Source organism: Streptomyces liliifuscus (assembly GCF_016598615.1).
Lineage (GTDB): Bacteria > Actinomycetota > Actinomycetes > Streptomycetales > Streptomycetaceae > Streptomyces > Streptomyces liliifuscus.
In genome coordinates this window covers 1,285,115-1,304,331 of sequence record NZ_CP066831.1, presented here as the reverse complement: position 1 = coordinate 1,304,331, position 19,217 = coordinate 1,285,115, and the positions used below count along the sequence as shown (strand labels likewise).

Here is a 19,217-nt window from a genome sequence, read left to right as displayed (position 1 = left end):
CGGGTCCGGGAACCCGGGTCCGGACGGGCCGGACCCGGGTCTCCCGACCATCAGGTCACGGACGAGGGCGAGGGAAGGTCTCCAGGGCTCTGGCGAGGCCGGCGGCGTCGGTGCCGATCTTGCGGTAGACCGAGGAGAGCAGTCGCGTCACGCCCTGCTCGGTGAGACTCAGCGCCTTCGCGACCACCGCTGCCGGTAGCCCCTGGGCCGTCATCTCGGCGGCCTTGCGTTCCGGAGCGGTGAGCGTGTCCGTCTGTCCGTAGCGAAGCGGCAGGGGCCGCAGCCCGGCTGCCGAGAGTTCCGCCCTGGCCCGGGTCGCCAGGGCCTCCGCACCGCAGTGGACGGCGCCTTCCTGGCCTTGGTAGAGACGGTCCGCGGCCTCCTGCAGCCTGCCGTTCCGGGACAGCGCGGCCCCGTGGCCGACCAGCGCACGGGCCAACTCGTACGACGCGGGCGACCGTTCGAGATGCTCGACCGCCTCCGTGTACAGATCGAGCGACGCGGGTCCGCCGGTCACCTCGGCCTCGGTGTGGAGCGCCTGGCCGATCGCGGAGGCCGCACCGAAGTCACGGGCCCGTTTGACGGCGTCCTGGGCGAGACGGACCGCCCGGTCGGGAGCCGTGGCGGCGACAGCGGACGCGAGATTCAGCTGCCAGGGACACCAGGCCGGGTTGCGCCAGGACCGCGAATCCAGCCATTCCCCGACCTCGGAGAGCAGATGCTCGGCTTCGGAGTTCCGGCCCTCGGCCAGCAGCAGTTCGGCGTACACCGTGCGGGGATCCGGGTAGATGACGGCGTTCGGGACCACCTCGCCGTAGTGGTAGTCGTCGGCGAGCTGCCGCGCCTCCTCGGTCCGTCCACGGGCGAGAAGGGTCTGGATGAGGATGCCGATGGCGAACCACTGGGCGGGCACCGCCCCTTCCACCCGGTCGGCGGTGCGCAGTCCCTCACGTACGAGTTCCTCCGCCTCGGTGAGGCAGCCGCGACGGTAGCGGATGTAGCCGAACAGCGTCTGGCCCAGCGCCAGATGGGAACCGCGCCACCCCTTGGTCTCGCACTCCGCCAGACCCTTGGTGAACTGCTCTTCGGCCCGGCGTGGCTGGTCGCAGTAGGCGAAGGCCACGGCGACCGAGACGGGTACCTCGAAGCCACGGTTCTCGGCCGTCCAGCTCAGCCCGCCCCGCAGGGACTCCTCGGCATACTCGAGAACGGTCTGTCGCGGCTCACCGCGCATCATGGCGTCCCAGGCCCGCAGGCCCAGGATGTACCGCTCCTCCAGACCGCGGCCGGTCAGCCGCTCGGCCAGCCGCGCCAGCTTGCGCGAGCGGGCGGCCGAGTCGGGCTCGTCGGTACGGAACGCGCTCCACACGAAGTGGTCGGCCTGCATGCGCAGTCGGATGCGCGGATTGGTGGCCTGCTGCGCCTCGTCGGCGGCCACCGCCGCGGCCTCGGCCACCCGGTCGAGGTGGGCCAGCGCCTGGGTCAGCCGGTAGACGATGGAGGCGCGCAGATCGGGGGCGACCCCGGGCTCCGCCAACGCCGCCCGGAGATGACTGACGGTGGCCGCGGGTTCGATCAGGAACGTCGAGCACGCGAGTTCATGGAGGAGTGCCGCCCGGTCCTCCGGAAGGGGCGGCTCCTGCAGCGCCCGGGTCAGCACGCGCCGGGCGGCCTCCGGAGCCCCGGCGCAGAGGTACTCGCGGGCGGCCTCCCGCAGACACGCGACCGCCTCGGGCCTGCCCTCGCACGGGACTTCCAACAGATGCCGGGAAGCGGCGGTGGGGCCGAACCCCGCTGCGTGGACCGCCTCCGCCGCCGCGTTGTGCAGACCGACCCGCAGACTCGCGGAGATGTCCCGGTAGACAGCCGTCGCGATCAGGGGGTGTACGAACTCCAGGCCGCCTCCCTGACCCGGGGCGTCCTTCAGGATCCGAGCGCTGCGCAACTTCTCTGTCGCCTCGACGGCTTCCTCGCGGCCGACCACCGCGATGCTGGCGGCGAGCTCCGGCGAGATGGACGTACCGAGGACCGCCGCGGCCCACGCGAAGCGGACTGTGCTCGTACCGAGCCGGTGCAGCCGGTCGAGCAGCCCGGGTCCCTTGACCGCGGAGGCGAGGTCCCGCATCGCGGACAACTCGTCCCGTGTGCCCTTCATACGGCGCTCGCCGAGTCGGATGGCGAGCTCGACGGCCTCGAACGGGCTTCCGCCGGTGGCCGACCAGCATTCGGCGCAGAACTCGTCCTCGGCTGCCTCGCCCACCTCGTCCCTGACGATGCGGGCCACTCCCGCGGATGTGAGCGGTGCGAGGGAGTAGGGGCGGTTCCGGTGGCGCTCGACGAGCGTACGGAAGGCCCCCGCCTCCTTCGGCAGTTCGTCGGGCCGATAGGCGGCGATGATCAGCAACGGAAGGTCTTCGGCCCGGTGAGCGAAGGAGGCGAGCCAGTTCAGGGACTCGACATCGGCCCAGTGCATGTCGTCCAGGAGCAGGATGACGGGCGCCTTCATCATCGTGAGGCGCGTCATGACCCAGTCGAGTCCGTCACGTACTCCGGTCGGGTCCGGCACCCGGGCCGTGCCCGTCGCCTCCAGACCGAGCGCGGCGGAGACGATGTCGTACCAACTCCCCAGGAAGGCCCGGCGCTCGGTCTCCTCCATCGCCGCCAGGGCGGGTTGCACGAGCTGGCGCACCACGTGGAAGGCCAGCTCCTGCTCCTTCTCCCCGCCCTTGCCCGAGAACACCGTGAATCCGTGTGCCACGGCCCGGGCGCGCGCCTCCGTCATGAGCGCCGTCTTGCCCAGCCCGGCCGAGCCGGTGAAGGTGAGCAGTCCGGTGTGCCGCGGTCGCGGCACTCCGTCCCCCGTATCGCTGAGGTCGGCCAACGCCGCGTCGATCGCACGGAGTTCCCTATGGCGCTCCAGCAACAAATGGCTCTCGGGATCCGGTTGCCGCAGCTCATGCGCCATATGCCCTACCGCTTCCTGTTCGTTGATCCTTCGGAAGGCAGCGATGAGCGTACGCCCTTGCGGACATCGGGTGGTCGTATTGAGCAATGAGTACACAGGGAAGGGCGAATCATGCACCGGAACGGTTTGAGCGCCTTCCTTTCAGGTAACGTAAGTTGATTGGTCTTCGTTCAGTGGACGGAAGACATGGCCGTCGCGTCCGCGTAGCGGGGCACGGTGCGGGACCAGTAGTAGCACCCGCGGATCCAGCCGGACATGCCCTCCACATAACCGACGCCGGCCGGGCTCAGCTCCGGCTTGATCTTCTCGTAGAGCGTCTCGAACTCGCCGATCGTGCCGTTGATCCGTCGAATGGCCAGCGTGACTGCCTGTGACAGGGAACATTCGTACGCACGCTGATAGGCGAGGGCCAGGTTGATCATTTCGCCCGCCTGTTGCTCCTTCACCGCGGAGAAGAGATCGGGTATCCACACCGCCGCGTCGGCCGACAGCCGGCCCAGACGCCGCATGACGGGATGGTGGAGTTCCTCGGGGTCCAGCTCGTGCGGCTGCGCGGCCTCGCACAGCGGGTAGAAGGGCTCGACTCCGGCGGTGAGTGAGCGTATCGAGTTGCACAGTCCCATCCGTACGGGAGGAGAGTGCGACTGGGCCACCGCCTCGTAGAGCAGGCCGTGTACGTACTCACGGCTGTTCCATGCCCATCGTGCGGCCTGTGCGGGCGTGCACCGCTCCTGGACCTGGCGGTGGAGATCGGCCAGGGCCGCCCCGAGCGGGGTGCTGGGGGATTGGCCGTCGCGCAGGATCCCGATGCTCTCGGTGAGCATGGGCAGGAGGCGGCCCGGCCGCCGTCGGCCGACCTCTTCCGCCTGGTCGTCGAAAATGAACTGGTAGGCGATCTGGTTGGCCACGATCTGGAGGACATCGCTGTCCACGGTCGGGCTGTTGTAGGACGCGAGTTCCGCCGGGCGGGTTTTGACGATCATGGCCGCGACAGCCGGGTCGTCGGTCAGTCCCCAGGTGCGCAGCCAAGTGTCGACGCCTGCCGCCGATTCGGATTCGTGGCGGTTGCTCAAAAAAGGAAACGGCATGTAGAGATTGGCGTCGATGAGGTCCTTCAAATTCTCCGCGGGAATTTCTTCGTGCAGAGCGACCGTGATTTCCTCATGCGTTGTCGACACCGTTGTCACCTGCCGTTCGGGGGTCCTGTGCGCGGGATGTCACCGTGGTTCGGGGAGCGAGAGAACGGGCGCGAGGCGGTGTGCCGACCGGTATGTGTGAGCGTGGTTCGCAGATCATCGGCAGCGACCTCGGACCCAACGTCACGGCGGGACGCGGCTGTCCGACCGGTCCGGGCGGATGGCGCAGCCGCCAGTGACTGGAAATGGTCGCAACCGCAACCGTGGCCTCCGCCATCGCGAACGAGTCCCCGATGCACTTGCGGCTTCCCGTGGCGAAGGGAAGCATCGCGCGGTGCTGTGCGGCGGTGATCCGCTCCGAGCCCGGCAACCAGCGCTCGGGCAGGAACAGTTCGGGGTCGGGGAACGACGCGGGATCGTGGTGCAGGAGGTAGGGGCTGTACAGGACGGTGGCGCCCCGGGGGAGCCGGCACCCGGCGAACTCCGTCTCTCTGGTCGTGACACGGGTGAAGAGCCAGCCCGGTGGGGAGTGGCGCAGCGTCTCGGTGACGGCGGATCGGGTGTAGGCCAGCCGCGGCAGGTCGTCGAGGCCGGGCCGCCGCCCGCCGAGCACGGTGTCGACCTCCGAGTGCAAGTGGCCCTCGGTCTCCGGATGCTGAGCCAGGAGGCTGAAGGCGGAGGCCAGGCACAGTGCGGTGGTCTCCACGCCGGTGATCAGGAGCGTGATGAGCTGGTCGTGGACCTCCTGTTCGGTGACCGCCGGGTCCTCGCCTCCTTCGCGCGCGGCGGCCAGCAGCGTCCCCAGCACGTCGTCGCGGGGAGCGCCCCGCCGTCGTTCCGCGATGACGGAGTCGATGATCCCGTGCAGACGGTCGACCGCACGCCGATAGCGACGGTTCGCCGGTGTGGGGACACGGAACGGGGCGTCGACCGGCACGACCGTGCGGACGAACAGGCCACGGACGATGGTGCCGAGGGCGCTGCGCATCTGGGCGGCCCTGGCGGCGTCGAGCGAGTCCGAGAGGAGGACGCGGCTGGTCACCCTTGTCGTCAGGGCCATCATCGCCGCGCTGACGTCGATCCGCTGCCCGGCCCGCCATGCCCGGCACACCGACTCGGCCTCCTCGCCCATCAGTTCCGTGTGGTCGGCGACGCGGGAGGCGCGGAAGCCCGGCTGGAGCAGGGTGCGCTGCCGTCGGTGCGCCTCCTGGCGGCAGGTGACCAGACCGTCACCCATCAGGGCCCGGAGCCTGTCGTACTGCGAACCTCCCTTGTCGAAGGTGCGCGGGTCCATGAGCATGCGGTGGACCAGCTCCGGGTGGCACACCATCCAGGCCCGCAGCGGGCCCAGGCGTAACTCGACCAGATCACCCCGGGCGGGCAGGGAATTCAGAAAAGCCAACGGCCGACGGAACAAAGCGATACCGTGGCTGATGCTCGGGAATATGCCTGGCGCAGTGCCCACGGTCCATAGTCGATCCGGTCCGGGCATGGCGTCGCTCATCGAATACCACCTGCCTCAGTCGACTCACGTAAATCGGTGAACGTGCCACCGGCTCGGTGCTTGAGTCATGTCCTGCCCAGTTCAACGGCTGTCGGCTCCCCAGATCAACTTTCCTTGGGGGCGCACAGGAGCACAAAGAGGCGTTGGGTGAAACAATGTTGATGCATGCTGCATTTACTGGAATTGCCTTTCGTCACTCAAGTGGCCTTTTGTAAAGGGGCACATCAGGGGGACGAATAAGAGGAACCGGCGGGCCCGGATCCCGTACGGGGCCGGAGTTCGTCCGCATCGCGAACGAGCCCCGCGACATGGTCGGTGATCGTGTCGAGGATGTCGGCCCAGGCCGCGTCGTCGCCCAGCACGAGGAAGTTCAGGGTCAGCCCGTCGGTCATGGCGGCCAGATAGCGGGCCAGCACGGGGGCCGGGACGCGGAGTTCGAAGTCCATGCCGCGGGCGAGCTCTTCGACGAGCTCGGTATAGGTGTCGCAGTACAGCTGGTACTGCCGCCGTGCCAGATGCTCGAACCCCGGCTGACGCAGGGCGTACTGCGTCAGCTCGTACGTGAGCATGTGCTCGCCGGGATGCGCGGACACATGGTCCCAGTAGGCCTGGAAGCCGGCCCGGACGGTCTCCCGAAGGGTGGCCTGCGGCCTGATCGCCTCCCTGACCACCGTGACGGAGTGCTCGGTGATCGTCGTGATCACGGACTCGATCAGGGCCTGCTTGGAGTCGAAGCAGTAGTGGAAGACGCTCAGGGACAGACCGGCCTCCGCGGCGATGGACCGGGTCGTCGTTCTGGAGACGCCGTCCCGGGTCATCGCGCGGATGGCCGCTTCGGTGAGCTGCCGACGCCGTTCGGCCGACGGCATCCGTGCCATGGGTGGTTCCCTTCGTTCCGGTGGGCGTCAGCTGCTGTAGACGCCCACCTCGTAAAGGGAATAGCCCCAGTCGGTGCCCCGGTCCAGCCCGTGGATCCGTACATGGCGGGCCGGCACGCCGTTGAACCGGGCCGTGTCCAGGCCGCCGTCACCGGCGGTGGTGGACCAGACGGACTGCCAGGTGCTGCCGTCGGTGGAGACCTCGACGCGGTACGACTTCCCGTAGGCGCGCTCCCATTCGAGGGTGACGCGCTTGACCGTGCTCGTGGAGCCGAGGTCGATCCGGAGCCACTGGTCGTCGCTCCAGTCGCTCGCCCAGCGGGTGTCCGTGTTCCCGTCCACGGCCCGGCCGGGGGCGTAGCTCGTGAACGGGTTGGACTCCGACGAACTGGCCGACGCGGATGCGCCCTTGGCGAGATTCACCCCCGCCTTGTGCCCCTCGGACGCACCCCAGGTGTCGAGATACGACTCGGCGCCCCGGAAGAGGTCGTCCACGACGTCCTGGCCGCCGACGCGTCGGATGTCCTCGATCCAGTCCGGGACCAGCCCGTAGTGCGAGGCCCCGTCGGTGTTCAGGTCCCAGGTGCGCGAACCGGTCGTCTGTTTGTCGATGACCGAGCCGCCGTCGGTGCTGCGGAAGGGGTACGTCACGGGGTTCGAGGCGTTCGCGCCGCGCGGGGCCGGCCAGCCGCCGACGCCGTTCATGTCGGTGCCGTAGCCGTATCCGACGTCGTACTTCTCGCGCAGCGCCTTGGTGCGGTCCGCCTCCGCGCTGAACCCCTCGGATCCGTGCATGTACTGGGCGATGAAGCCGCCCAGACCATAGACGCGCTCGGTCCAGTTGAGGTCCATCCAGCTGTGCGAGGAGAGCACACCGGGGTAGGACTCCGACTCGAAGATGTCGAGGACCCGGCCGGTGGCCTTGACGCTCATGTGGTCGACCTCGAGCATCATCTTGCGCTGCATCATGCCGCGCACGGCGTATTCGCCCAGCTCGGTCAGGCCGCGTTTGTTGCACTGGGCGTCATCGTCGTACGACGGGACCTCGACCCCCGCCGGCAGCTCCTCCTCGGCGCTCGGCGCCGCCGCACCACCGATGGGGTTGTCGTGCTGCGGGCCCGTGCACTTCTCCGTCTGCCAGAAGGTGCCGGTCGACAGGAACTGGCCGACGTTGATCGCCGTACCGAGGCCGCCCTCGTCGAAACGGACCCCGCAGAGCGCGTTGTCGAACTTGTGGCAGAGGAACATGCTGCGTACGCCCAGGTCGTACAGCTCGTCCAGACCGGCGTCGATGTCGTCCTTGTCGCACTGGGCGATGTCCAGGATCTGCTTGCAGCCGAACGGCTCGGACGTCTCGACGCCCAGGATGACGGCCAGCTTGCCCTGTTCGACGACGCTTCGGGCCTGCGCGCTGTCGGTGACGATCCGGAACCAGCCCTTGCCCGTGCCGCCGTACATCTTGTCGATGTAGTCCTGCATGTCGTAGGTCAGCTTCGCCTGCAGCCGGATGGACGTCATCTCGTCGCAGCTGCGGTCCTTGAAGGGGTAGACCGAGCAGATCACGCCGTTGGTGACCAGGTCGTTGACGAGTACGCGCTGGCCGCCGCGCCAGGCCCGCTCCACCCAGGCGTAGTAGTTCTGCTGGTGGGTCAGCGAGTCGTGGGCCGGCCAGTCCTTGAACGTGGGCCAGCCGTCGGGGTCGTGCTTGCCGTCGCCGCCGTTGGTGATGAAGTCGAAGATCGCGAGCGAGCCGTCGGGGTAGTGCTCGGGGCAGTCCTTGAGCGCGTCGGCCACTCCCGCCTCGGAGAACGGCTTGCCGCAGATGAGCCGGCCGCCGAAGGCCTCGTTGGCCATGATGTGGTTGTGCGCGTCGACGAACCCGCGTACCTCGCCCTGGGAGTTGGTCCCCTTGAAGGGCTCACCGGTGACGCCGATCTGGGAGTCAGGTGCCGGCCGCGCGACCGGGTTCCACCAGTCCGTCCCCGCCGCGGAACTGGGTGTGGGGCCGAGCGTCACGGCCATCACGAGCAGGAGCAACGACAGAACCGTGACCGGTCTGCGCCTGTGGTGCGGCTGTTGAGTCATGGTCATCACCCACGTCTTCGGTCGGCGGACGGCGCAGTCGATGAGCCAGCCGGCCGGGGTTCGACACCCCGGGGCTGGTTGTCATGACTCGTGCAAACGATGGGTCGAGAATCGCGACTGCGGTGAACGGAGTCAAGAGTCCGGGACGGATGACCTGATGGTTCGTCGGCCGTGACGGGTCCCGGCGATGAACAGCTGGTGCACATGGGCCTCTTGACGACCCGTTGGTCCAGTCCTACCTTCCAGTCAGTTGTTCAAAAAGGCAGTCATCGTTCATGTCTGTGAATCCCGACTGAACCCCCCACGCCCAAGGAGCCGACATGCTCACGCGCTTTCGGGCGCTCACCGTGACCGGTGCGGTGTGCGCTTCAACGTTCCTCGCCCTGCCCAACGCCGTCGCCGAGGTGGAACCCGGCGGCTGGACCTCGGTCTCTCCCACCTACACCGTCCAGGAGCGAGGCTGCGGACAGGTCGACGGACTGACCTTCCAGCTCACCTGCTCGACGGCCAGTGGCGACCAGCGGGCCGAACGGCGGTACGCCACCTACACCGGCGGCACCCGCCAGTTCGAGGGCTACTTCCGGATCAGCAGCCTCAGCGGCACCCGCATCAGCCTCAAGCAGACCTTCAACGAGTCGGCGGCGGGCCCGTACTTCATGCTCGCCGTCGAACGCGGCGGGCGCCTGTACGCGGTCCACGGAGGCGACACACTGTCGAACGCGGGCACGGTCGGCGCCACGGTCCGCGTCAACACCGTTCACCAGGTGGGAAGTTCGCACCGCACCTACATCAACGGCTCGCTCCAGCACACCTATTCGAGCCCCGGCGGCAGCTTCTACGACAAGTTCGGCGCCTACCGCACCAACAGCGGAAACGGACCGGCCACCGTCGTGTGGAGCAACGTCCGCTTCTGGCGCAAGTAGCCGAGAACCGATGAGTGTTCCCGTACGCGTCGCGGCGCCGACAGCGCTCGTTCTCGCTCTTCTCCTGGCGCTGTCGGCCTGCTCCGCCACACGGACGACGGGCGAGGGCGGGGCGGACAGGCGTCCCGCTACCGCCCGGCATCCTGTGGCAGGGAAGGCCGATGCCGCCTCGGGGGTCGTGCTCCGCGCCGAGCGCACCACACCCACCGACATCGATCTGCGTTGGCAGGGCAGCGGTTCGGGTGCCTCCGGCCACGTCCTCGAATTCGCGACGGAGGAGTCCGGTCCGTACACCGTCCTGCAGTATCTGCCGCCCAGCGTGACGAACTACCGGCACCCCGATCTGATGCCGAACACCACCTTCTTCTACCGGCTGCGTGACTTCGACGGTCCTGTCTCGGAGCCGGTGAGCGTCACTCTCCCAAAGGGGGAACTGACAGCGGCGGACGAGGACTCCAGCCACGACTGGCTGCCCGCTCGCAAGGATCCGAAGCGGACGGCCCCGGGCCGACCCCTCCGGTCCACCGGTGCCGGAGCGCCCACCGGGCTCAAGGCCGCGGTCAAGCATGCGAACGGCATCCTCTTCACATGGACGGACCACGCCTCCGACGAGGCGGGGTTCCTGCTGGAGGCCCGTACGAGGACACGCTCGGCCTACGAACCCGTCGTGGTCCTCGATCCCGACGTCAACTCCACCGGTCTGATCACCCTGCCCACCGAGAAGGAGGCGTCCTACCGGGTCCGGGCCTTCACCTACGGCGAGCGGTCGAACGTGGTGCGGCTGACCACCGGCGAGTCCACCGGTCCCTGACCTGCCTGACACGGACCGGACCAGGATGGTAGAAGCAGGACATGACCACTTGTTCCACCTGCACATGCACCTCCGGCACCACCCGCACCTCCTCTCCGGCCGGCGCACGATGACCGCGGGCATCGACACCCCCGACAGCAGGGGCCGCACCGGACTCGACCGGGTCGGCCTCGACCTGACGGGAAACCACCGGGTCAAGGTGCGGGACGTGAAACTGCTGTCCTGCCACTGGTACGTGGAGCGCACCACGACCTTCGACTTCCAGCACGCCGACGGCACCTGGTCCACCCAGGAGCGCGAAACCCACGACCGTGGCAACGGCGCCACGATCCTGCTCTACGACGAAGTCCGCGAAACCGTCCTGCTCACCCGGCAGTTCCGCTATCCCGTGTACGTCAACGGGCACCCGGACGGGATGCTCGTCGAGACACCGGGCGGACTGCTGGACGAGGACGACGAACACCCTGAGGTCGCCGTACGACGCGAGGTCATCGAGGAGACCGGCCACACGGTCGGTGATGTCCAGCGGGTCTTCGACGTCTATATGAGCCCGGGATCGGTCACCGAGCGCGTGACCTTCTACGCCGCCTCGTACGGACCGGCCACCCGCACCCACGAGGGCGGCGGCCTGGACGAGGAGGGCGAGGACATCGAGATCGTCGAACTGCCCTTCCGCCAGGCCCTCGCCATGATCCGCAGCGGCGAGATCGCCGACGCCAAGACCATCATGCTGCTGCAGTGGGCGGCGCTGGAAGGTCCGTTCAGCGGGAAGGCCGTGTCCGCCACCGAGTAGTCCACCCGGGCTCGTTCGGAACCCGAATACTCCACTCGGGCACGCGTGGAAGAGGTCCTCCGCACTGGCGCGGAGGGCCTTTCCATATGCGCTCAGCGGAGCAGTAGTTGGACGATCGCGACGGTGCCGACCGCCACGATCAGGGCACGTAGGGCCGCGGGGCTGAAGCGGCGGCCGATCCTGGCCCCGAACTGGCCGCCCAGCGCGGAACCGCAGGCGATCAGTGCGACGGCCGTCCAGTCGAAGTCCGCGACGAAGAGGAAGAACGTCGCGGCGGCCGTGTTGACGATGGCGACCAGGACGTTCTTGACGGCGGTGAGGCGCTGCAGCGACTCGTCCAGGAGCGTCCCCATCACCGCCACGTAGATGATTCCCTGCGCGGCGGCGAAGTAGCCGCCGTAGACGCTGGCGAGGGTCATACCGGTGAACAGCAGAGGGCCGCCGTCCTTGCGGGCCGGGACGCCGGTCCGTGCGCGGCGGCCGCGCAGATACTTGCCGATCAGGGGCTGGAACGCGACCAGAACGAGGGCGAGCCCCACCATGACCGGCACGATCCTCTCGAACGCCGCCGCGGGCAGGGCCAACAGGAGCGTGGCGCCCGTCAGACCTCCCAGCAGGGCGCCGACGCCGAGTTTCAGGATGCGCCGGCGCTGGCCGCGCAGTTCCTCGCGGTAGCCGAAGGCTCCGCTGATGTTGCCGGGGATCAGCCCGAGCGCGTTGGAGACCGTGGCGGTGACGGGCGGCAGACCGGTGGCGAGCAGGACCGGAAAGGTGATGAGCGTCCCCGAGCCGACCGCGGTGTTGATACCGCCCGCGCCCACCCCGGCGGCGAACACGGCGAGCCCTTCCAACGGTGTCACGCGGCGCCCTGCCTGGTGTGACGGCTGCCAGGGGTGGGCCGGACGGCAGGGGCGGCACCGACGTACAGGCGCCGGGAGATGTTCATGGAACCGACGCTAGGCGCCGAACGCTTCGGCCTCCGCCGAAGTGTCCCGGCTGCTGGCACCCGGCTTCCGGCCCGGCCGCGCGTCGACGTGCGGCGCGCGGCCGTCGTCGGCCGCGGCGCCGAGCGGCGTATCACTCGAACCGTGCCGTGTCGCCCGCTCCCTTGCGTACGATCTCGGCCTCGCCGCTGGAGAAGTCGATGACCGTGGTCGGCTCGGTGCCGCAGTCCCCGGAGTCGATCACCGCGTCGACGACGTGGTCGAGCTGTTCCTTGATCTCCCAGCCCTGGGTCATCGGCTCCTCCTCGTCGGGCAGGAGCAGGGTGCTGGAGAGGAGAGGCTCGCCGAGCTCGGCGAGCAGGGCCTGGGCGACCACGTGGTCGGGGATACGGACCCCGACCGTCTTCTTCTTCGGGTGGAGCAGCTTGCGCGGCACCTCCCTGGTCGCGGGCAGGATGAACGTGTAGCTGCCGGGGGTCGATGCCTTGATGGCGCGGAACACGTCGTTGTCGACCTGCACGAACTGCCCGAGCTGCGCGAAGTTCTGGCACACGAGCGTGAAGTGGTGCCGGTCGTCGAGCCGGCGGATCGACCGGATCCGGTCGATGCCGTCACGGCTGCCCAGCTGACAGCCCAGTGCGAAGCAGGAGTCCGTGGGGTACACGACGAGCGCGCCCGCGCGGATGGAGTCGGCGACCTGGCTGATCGTCCGCTGCTGAGGATTTTCGGGATGAACGTCGAAGTACTTGGCCACGTGCCGAGCTTATGCTCTCGGCCCCCGCGGCCGACGCAGGCCCGGTGCGGAGGTCCGATGAGGAGGTCCCATGCGGAGTTCGGTGAGGGCGTCCGCAGGGCGCTGGTGAGCCGGGCTCACCAGCGCCGTGAGCGGGTTCGGCGTAAAGGGGCGTCAGTCCCTGAGGCGGTCGATCTGCCGGATCTTGTTGGTCGCGTCCAGGGCGGCCACCTTGTACGACTCGGCGAGCGTCGGGTAGTTGAACACGGCGTCGACCAGGTAGTCGACGGTTCCGCCGCAGCCCATCACCGACTGCCCGATGTGGATGAGCTCGGTGGCGCCCGTGCCGAAGCAGTGCACACCGAGCAGCTTCCGGTCCTCGGGGGAGACCAGCAGCTTGAGCATGCCGTGCGAGTCGCCGATGATCTGGCCCCGGGCCAGTTCGCGGTAGCGGGATATGCCCACCTCGAACGGCACGCAGTCCTCGGTGAGCTGGTCCTCGGTCTTCCCGATGAAACTGATCTCCGGAATGGTGTAGATGCCGATCGGCTGGAGGTCGTGCATCCGGTTCACCGGTTCACCACATGCGTGGTACGCCGCCGTACGCCCCTGTTCCATCGAGGTCGCGGCCAGCGCCGGGAAGCCGATGACGTCGCCGACGGCGTAGATGTGCGGCACCTCGGTGCGGTAGTGCTCGTCGACCGTGATCCGCCCGCGCCGGTCGGCGGACAGCCCCGCCTTGTCCAGGTCGAGCTCGTCGGTGAGCCCCTGCCGGCCGGCGGAGTACATGACGGCGTCGGCGGGGATCTTCTTGCCGCTCTCCAGGATGGTGAGCGTGCCCTTGGGGTGCTTCTCGACCGCGGCGACGGTCTCGCCGAAGCGGAACGTGACCGCGAGGTCCCGCAGGTGGTACTTGAGCGACTCGATCACCTCGACGTCGCAGAAGTCGAGCATCCCGGGCCGCTGTTCGACCACGGTGATCTTGCTGCCGAGGGCGGCGAACATGGAGGCGTACTCCATGCCGATCACGCCGGCCCCGACGATGACCATGGAGCGGGGTACCCGTTCCAGGTTGAGAACGTTGTCGGAGTCCAGGATCGTCCGCTCGTCGAACTCGACGGTCGCGGGCCTGGCCGGGCGCGTACCGGTGGCGATGACGATGGTGTCCGCGCTCAACAGCCGGTCGTGGCCGGTCACTTCGCGCAGGGCGACGGTGTGGTCGTCGACGAAGCGGCCGGTGCCGGCGAAGAGGGAGACATGGTTGCGGGACAGCTGGTTGCGGATGACGTCGACCTCGCGGCTGACCACGTGCTGGGTGCGCGCGGTCAGGTCGGCGACGGTGATGTCCTCCTTCAGACGGTAGCTCTGCCCGTACAGATCGCGCTGGGTGAGACCGGTGAGATAGAGGACCGCCTCGCGCAGAGTTTTCGAGGGGATGGTCCCGGTATGGATGGAGACCCCACCGACCATGTCGGGGCGGTCGACGACGGCGACCCGGCGGCCGAGCTTGGCCGCGGCGATGGCGGCCTTCTGGCCGCCCGGGCCGGATCCGATGACGAGCAAGTCGAAGTCGCGCACCTCCGGAGTCTGTCAGCCCGAGGCTCTCGCCCGAAAGGGTGAACGGGGGTCGGTTCTGCCCGCTCACTGGAATTCGGCGAGCTCCTGCCGGGTGCGCAGGGTCCAGGAGTGCTCCTCGCCGAGGTGCCGGACACGGTCCTGGAGTATCTGCCGGAGCAGCCGTGCGGCACGCGCCCGGTCGCCGGCATCGCCGACACAGCGGGCGTGGGCGTTGCGGCTGCCCAGGGTGGCGGGGTGGTCGTCGCCGAGGATCCGGGTGCGGTCCTGTACGAGGATCTCCAGCAGGTCGGCGGCCTCCGCGGCGTGGCCGACGGTGCCCAGGCCGCGCGCGTGACCGCTGCGGGCGGCGAGCGTGTGCGGGTGGTCGTCGCCCAGGGCCGACCGGCAGTCCTCGACGAGGCGCTCGTACAGCTCCACGGCTTCCTGTGTCCGGCCGCGGCGGCTCGTGCTGCGGGCGTGGGCGGCGCGGATCGCGAACAGATGCGGGTGGCCGTCGTCGAGTACGGCACGGCTGTCGGTGAGCAACTCGTCGAGCAGTCGCGCGGCCTGGTCGGGATCGCCCGCCTCGCCGGTGAAGAAGGCCCGGTAGCGCCGCCACACCAGGGCAACGGGGCTGCGGGAGCCGTGAGTTCCGCCGTCCCGCGCGCCGTCCCCGTTCGCGTCGGCGAGCAGCGCGGTGAGCAGGGCCGCCGCCCTGGCGGGGTCTCCGGACTCGCCGAGGAAGCGCGCGTGGCCGTGACGCGCCGCGACGGTGTCTGGGTGGTCCGGGTCGAGGACCTGGAGGCAGTCCTGGATCAGCTCCTCGAACAGCTCGGCGGCCTGCGCCGCGTGTCCGGCCTCCCCCAGGAAGTGGGCATGGTGGCGCCGGTTGTTGAGCGTGTACGGGTGGTACGGGCCCTGTGTACGGGTCCGGTCGGCGACCAGGCTCTCGAAGAGCCGGGCCGCGTGCGCGGGGCGGCCCGCGTCGCCCAGCAGATACGCGCGCCCGTAGCGGGTGCTGAGGGTGTGCGGATGATCGGCGCCCAGCAGCCGGGTGCGGTCGGCGAGCACGGACTCGAACTCCGCCAGCGCCGGGCCGATCCGGCCGGACTCGCCGAGGAACAGGGCGAGGTTGTTGCGGCTGTTGAGGGTGTGGGAGTGGCCGGCACCGAGGACCCGTGCGCGGTCGGCGACGACATCGCGCAGCAGGTCCGCGGCTTCGGCGGGACGGCCGGCCATGCCGACGTACCGGGCGTAGGCGTTGCGGTTCTCCAGTGACTCGCGGGCGTCCGGGCCCAGTTCGCCCGTCGACTCGGTCACCAGCTCCCCGTACAGCTCTACGGCCCGCGCGGGATTGCCGGCTTCGCCCACACAGGTCGCGTACCACTGGCGGGGCAGCCGTCCGCGGCCCAGGCCCGCCTTCTCGAACGCCGCCATGGCGTGCGAGAGGTCTCCGCGCTGGTAGGCGGTGGTGCCGATGTCGAGTGCGCCGGTGGCGTTGGCGTGGTCGATGAGGGTCTCCCAGACGGTGTCCGGGATGCGCGGCGGCGGGACCTGCTCGTCGAGGGTGTGGTGGAGGTAGTCGAAGGCCTGGAAGCGGTCACCGTCATGGGGCAGCAGCAGGCTGGAGGTGGCGTGCAGGGGTTCCGTAGCCCAGGTCAGCGCCTCCTCCCAGGGCTCCGGACGCAGCGCGGTCCCGCCGCGCCGCTCCAGATACACCTCGTGCAACCGCCGCAGGACCTCCTGCGGCAGCGGCTGGTGGAAGCCCGTACGGCGGGCGTCCGCGGCGGCCGTCACCAGTGCGGCGGCGCGCGGATGGGTGCCGGTGGACCAGGCGTTGTGCCACTCGTCCAGCAACTGCGGTGCGGCGGCCAGGTATTCGGCCACCCCGTGCCCGTGCCGGCCGGCGCCCTTGACCGCCGCCCTGATCCGGGGGTCCTCGGTGTGCCGCGCGGCGCGGGCGATCTCGGCGGCACTCCACGTACGGTCGACCCTCACCGTCGTGGCCAGCCGGATCACCTCACGGCCGCTGCGCAGGACATCGAACCCGGGCTCGTTGTCGGCCCCCGACCTGGCCCCGAACTTGCCGTGCTGCTGGGCGCTCATTGTCGCCAGGATCACCACACTGGAGTCCTCGGAGCCCAGCATCCGCTGCACATGACCCGCGGTGAGCCCGCCGGCCCCCAGAAAGACGTCCAGCTCGTCGAGCCACACCACGGCACGGCTCATCCGCACGACGAGGTCGACCAGGGGAACGGCCGACTCCCGGCTGTCGGGCACGATGAGCCGGTACTTGGCGAAACGCTTGCGCATCACCTCGTACGCGAGCCGCGACTTGCCTGCCGTCGACTCGCCGACCAGCAACACGAACCCCTCACCCGCACTGAGCGCGGCCTCCACCTGCGGCATCGTGTCCCGGTCGATGAACGCGGGCACCCGGCCGAGACCCGCCGCCCCGCCACCTCCCGGCGGCGCCGGATGCACACCGAGCCAGATCGGATCCCGTGCGTCGGCCACCGTCGGCACACGCCCGCGCCGCGAGATCCTCAGCAGCCCGGGTAACGCCTGCTGCCGCGCCGCGACCCGGTCCAGCGCCTGCCCGCCCGATGCCGCCGCGGCCCCCGCGACGGCGGCGCCGGGCGGCCCGAGAACCGCCACGAGCACCGGCCGGACCAAGGTCCCCGCCAAGCGCACCGCCCCGGCCACCATCGACGCGAACCACCCCGCCCGCCACGCCATGACACCACCCCCGTGCGGCTGTTGACCCTCCTTTGCCCGCTCGGGGGCCGGTGTAGCCATACCGCGGGCGTTCCGCCTACTTGTTGGGGAACTTCCAGATGAAGGGCTCGCCGTCCTCCTCCGACCAGTGGACCTCAAGAGACTTCGCGTTCGAGGGGACCAGGTACGACTCGCAGAACGTGTGGCTCTCGCCGGACTTCCAGCTGGTGACGTCGTACGGGTCCTCGCAGCCGGGGGCGTCGTCGGCGGAGCCGAGGAGCAGGGTGCCTCGCCGGCCGTCCGCCCAGATGGTGGTGCCGTCGCCCGCGTCGGAGTCGCTCGTGAGGGCCGGGCCCGCCTTGTGGGTGTACTTCACATGGGCGACCGCGAGTGCCAGTCCCTTGGCGTCGGCCTTGTCCTGGACCAGCTTCTCGGCCTCGGCCTCCGTGCCGAGGTCCACCTTCTGGGCGGTGATCTCGTACGTGACCTTCCCGTCCTCCTCCTCGACCTTCCCCGTGGCGCTCTCGCCGGTGGCCAGCTCGCCCCCGGACGGCGCCTCGGCCTGCGACGCGGTGGCCTTGGGCCGGGAGGGCTTCTTCGCGTCCGTGCCGGTGTCGTCGCCCCCGCCGCATGCGCTGAGGGTGAGCGCGAGGACGGCGGCGGGTGCGACGGCGCGCAGCGCGGAATTGTGGCGCAGCAAGACAGACTCCTTGAGATGAAAGGTGTGGGGGAGGCCCCGGCTGCCGGTGGCGGCGCGGCCTGGCGGGCCGCGGTCAACACGGGCGGGGCATGGGGCAGTTCGCGCACCTCACCGAGGGCGCGATCACTCATCCGTTGAAGATCTTGGTGCAACCCAATGCGCTGCGTCAACAAATGTGAACGTTGTGTGAGGTGTGGCGCCCGGGCATGGAGGACGCGTTGAGCTCCGAGTTCGTCTGAGTGCCAAGTGCGCTTGAGCGCCAAGTCGCTTGAGTTCAAGGTTCGCTGGAGCTCCGGGCTCGCCGCCGATCCTGGCAACTCCCCGTCCCTGTACGCGGATCAGGGTGTGACGGAGCGTGCGACGCGGAACCCCACGTCGTCGACCTGGTAGCTGGGGTGGCTGCGGCGCCGGGCCGAGGCCCGGCAGCTCCAGTGCTCGTCGAACCAGCCACCGCCGCGCAGGACCCGGTAGGTCCCGTAGACCTCGGCGTCGTAGACGTCCCAGCACCAGTCCCAGACGTTGCCGAGCATGTCGTGCAGGCCCCAGGGGTTGGGCTGCTTGCCGCCCACGTCGTGGAGACGCTCGTCCGAGTTGCCGCGGTACCAGGCGATGTCGTCGAGCGGCCCGTGGCGCGGCCCGGTCGTACCGGCGCGGCAGGCGTGCTCCCACTCGGCCTCGGTGGGCAGCCGGTACCCGTCCGCGGCCGTGTCCCACTCGATGCCTTCTACGCCTTCTGCGCCTTCTATGCCTTCCCGCCCTTCCGCGCCTTCGGAATCGGTGTGGAGGAGGTAGGCGAGGGTGAACCCCTCCTGCCGTGACAGGGCGTTGCAGAACCGGACCGCGTCCCACCAGGACACGCTCTCCACGGGCAGCCGGTCGCCCTCGCTGGTGCTCGGCCGCGCACCCGTGACCTGTGCGTACAGCGCCTGCGTGACCGGGAACACCCCGAGCCGGTAGGGCGCGAGCTCGACCGGCCAACTGCGCTGCGTCCGCCGGTCGGTCAGCGTCACCCGCCCCGGCGGGACAGCGATCATCTCGTTCACCGTGCTCGTGTCCATGAGCCGTCGAGCCTACTGCGGATCCCGGTCCGACTCCGGGACCGCGTATCCGGGCACGGACGGCCAGCGGACGGTCAGCACGACCGACTCCTCCTCCGCGAACCAGGAGTGGTCCACTCCGGGCCCCCACACCACATAGTCACCCTGCTCTCGCAGCGTGACGCTGCGGCCGGGGAACTCCACACGGAACCGGCCGCTCACCAGGACCTGGAGGGCCGTGCGTTCCTCGCCCTCGACCCACCGCGATCGCTCGTCGCCCTTGGGGTGTACGCCCCACTTGATCTCCAGGGCCTCGCTGTGGCGCGGATCGTCGGCGTCCTTGAAGTGCCCGAGCAGCCACCCCCGGTCCAGCGCCGCGTCCTTGCCCGCGTTTCCCACATACACACTGTCGTTCACGCGCCCGGACGCTAGC

At 69.5% G+C, this 19,217-nt stretch carries 15 protein-coding genes; 3 read left to right on the top strand and 12 right to left on the bottom strand.

From position 1 onward, the window contains the following. Positions 1-55 precede the first annotated feature (55 nt). The 5 genes from JEQ17_RS05640 to JEQ17_RS05620 all read right to left on the bottom strand — a co-directional run bounded on the left by JEQ17_RS05640 (position 56) and on the right by JEQ17_RS05620 (position 8,574). Complete coding sequence (locus tag JEQ17_RS05640; protein WP_200394167.1) at positions 56-2,965, bottom strand: ATP-binding protein; 2,910 nt, start codon at positions 2,963-2,965, stop codon at positions 56-58. Between the two features lie 170 nt (positions 2,966-3,135). After that, complete coding sequence (locus JEQ17_RS05635; protein WP_234048090.1) at positions 3,136-4,143, bottom strand: (-)-alpha-amorphene synthase; 1,008 nt, start codon at positions 4,141-4,143, stop codon at positions 3,136-3,138. After that, entirely contained in the window at positions 4,127-5,503 is a 1,377-nt protein-coding gene (locus JEQ17_RS05630; RefSeq protein WP_234048089.1) for a cytochrome P450, read from the bottom strand. The genes JEQ17_RS05635 and JEQ17_RS05630 overlap by 17 nt, the downstream gene beginning before the upstream one ends. Before the next feature lie 326 nt (positions 5,504-5,829). Beyond that, positions 5,830-6,483, bottom strand: coding sequence for a TetR/AcrR family transcriptional regulator (locus JEQ17_RS05625; RefSeq protein WP_200394165.1), 654 nt, complete (start codon positions 6,481-6,483; stop codon positions 5,830-5,832). 27 nt (positions 6,484-6,510) lie between these two features. After that, complete coding sequence (locus JEQ17_RS05620) at positions 6,511-8,574, bottom strand: galactose-binding domain-containing protein (protein ID WP_200394164.1); 2,064 nt, start codon at positions 8,572-8,574, stop codon at positions 6,511-6,513. 314 nt (positions 8,575-8,888) lie between these two features. On the opposite strand from JEQ17_RS05620, the gene JEQ17_RS05615 reads away from it, so the two are divergent. From JEQ17_RS05615 to JEQ17_RS05605, 3 genes are all read left to right on the top strand, one after another. Continuing rightward, positions 8,889-9,491 (top strand): hypothetical protein, encoded by a 603-nt coding sequence (locus JEQ17_RS05615; RefSeq protein ID WP_200394163.1) that lies wholly within the window; start codon positions 8,889-8,891, stop codon positions 9,489-9,491. 10 nt (positions 9,492-9,501) lie between these two features. Further along, on the top strand, positions 9,502-10,302 hold the full coding sequence (locus tag JEQ17_RS05610) for a fibronectin type III domain-containing protein (protein ID WP_200394162.1): 801 nt from the start codon (positions 9,502-9,504) through the stop codon (positions 10,300-10,302). A 109-nt stretch (positions 10,303-10,411) separates the two neighbouring features. Then, positions 10,412-11,095 carry an NUDIX domain-containing protein gene (locus JEQ17_RS05605; protein ID WP_200401314.1) on the top strand — a complete coding sequence of 228 codons (684 nt, stop codon included), beginning with the start codon at positions 10,412-10,414 and terminating at the stop codon, positions 11,093-11,095. 92 nt (positions 11,096-11,187) lie between these two features. On the opposite strand, the gene JEQ17_RS05600 is transcribed toward JEQ17_RS05605, so the two are convergent. The 7 genes from JEQ17_RS05600 to JEQ17_RS05570 form a co-directional block, all read right to left on the bottom strand. After that, positions 11,188-11,955, bottom strand: a complete 768-nt coding sequence (locus tag JEQ17_RS05600; RefSeq protein WP_200394161.1) for a sulfite exporter TauE/SafE family protein — start codon at positions 11,953-11,955, stop codon at positions 11,188-11,190. Between the two features lie 217 nt (positions 11,956-12,172). Beyond that, a complete protein-coding gene (locus JEQ17_RS05595; RefSeq protein WP_055611488.1) occupies positions 12,173-12,793 on the bottom strand; it encodes an L-threonylcarbamoyladenylate synthase in 621 nt (206 codons plus the stop codon). A 153-nt stretch (positions 12,794-12,946) separates the two neighbouring features. Beyond that, positions 12,947-14,350 (bottom strand): Si-specific NAD(P)(+) transhydrogenase, encoded by a 1,404-nt coding sequence (gene sthA / locus JEQ17_RS05590; RefSeq protein WP_200394160.1) that lies wholly within the window; start codon positions 14,348-14,350, stop codon positions 12,947-12,949. Between the two features lie 63 nt (positions 14,351-14,413). Beyond that, a complete protein-coding gene (locus tag JEQ17_RS05585; RefSeq protein ID WP_200394159.1) occupies positions 14,414-17,068 on the bottom strand; it encodes a tetratricopeptide repeat protein in 2,655 nt (884 codons plus the stop codon). Positions 17,069-17,144: 76 nt separating this feature from the next. After that, positions 17,145-17,747 (bottom strand): hypothetical protein, encoded by a 603-nt coding sequence (locus tag JEQ17_RS05580; RefSeq protein WP_200394158.1) that lies wholly within the window; start codon positions 17,745-17,747, stop codon positions 17,145-17,147. Positions 17,748-18,085: 338 nt separating this feature from the next. Continuing rightward, positions 18,086-18,805: a formylglycine-generating enzyme family protein gene (locus JEQ17_RS05575; RefSeq protein ID WP_200394157.1), complete on the bottom strand. Its 720-nt coding sequence runs from the start codon at positions 18,803-18,805 to the stop codon at positions 18,086-18,088. Positions 18,806-18,817: 12 nt separating this feature from the next. Next, positions 18,818-19,201 carry a cupin domain-containing protein gene (locus tag JEQ17_RS05570; RefSeq protein WP_200394154.1) on the bottom strand — a complete coding sequence of 128 codons (384 nt, stop codon included), beginning with the start codon at positions 19,199-19,201 and terminating at the stop codon, positions 18,818-18,820. Positions 19,202-19,217: the final 16 nt, after the last annotated feature.

What these genes read in the sequence shown, in the direction of transcription:
- JEQ17_RS05640 (WP_200394167.1), bottom strand. Translation starts at nt 2,965, where the DNA reads ATGGCGCATGAGCTGCGGCAACCGGATCCCGAGAGCCATTTGTTGCTG.
- JEQ17_RS05625 (WP_200394165.1), bottom strand. Translation starts at nt 6,483, where the DNA reads ATGGCACGGATGCCGTCGGCCGAACGGCGTCGGCAGCTCACCGAAGCG.
- JEQ17_RS05620 (WP_200394164.1), bottom strand. Translation starts at nt 8,574, where the DNA reads ATGACCATGACTCAACAGCCGCACCACAGGCGCAGACCGGTCACGGTT.
- JEQ17_RS05615 (WP_200394163.1), top strand. Translation starts at nt 8,889, where the DNA reads ATGCTCACGCGCTTTCGGGCGCTCACCGTGACCGGTGCGGTGTGCGCT.
- JEQ17_RS05610 (WP_200394162.1), top strand. Translation starts at nt 9,502, where the DNA reads ATGAGTGTTCCCGTACGCGTCGCGGCGCCGACAGCGCTCGTTCTCGCT.
- JEQ17_RS05605 (WP_200401314.1), top strand. Translation starts at nt 10,412, where the DNA reads ATGACCGCGGGCATCGACACCCCCGACAGCAGGGGCCGCACCGGACTC.
- JEQ17_RS05585 (WP_200394159.1), bottom strand. Translation starts at nt 17,068, where the DNA reads ATGGCGTGGCGGGCGGGGTGGTTCGCGTCGATGGTGGCCGGGGCGGTG.
- JEQ17_RS05575 (WP_200394157.1), bottom strand. Translation starts at nt 18,805, where the DNA reads ATGGACACGAGCACGGTGAACGAGATGATCGCTGTCCCGCCGGGGCGG.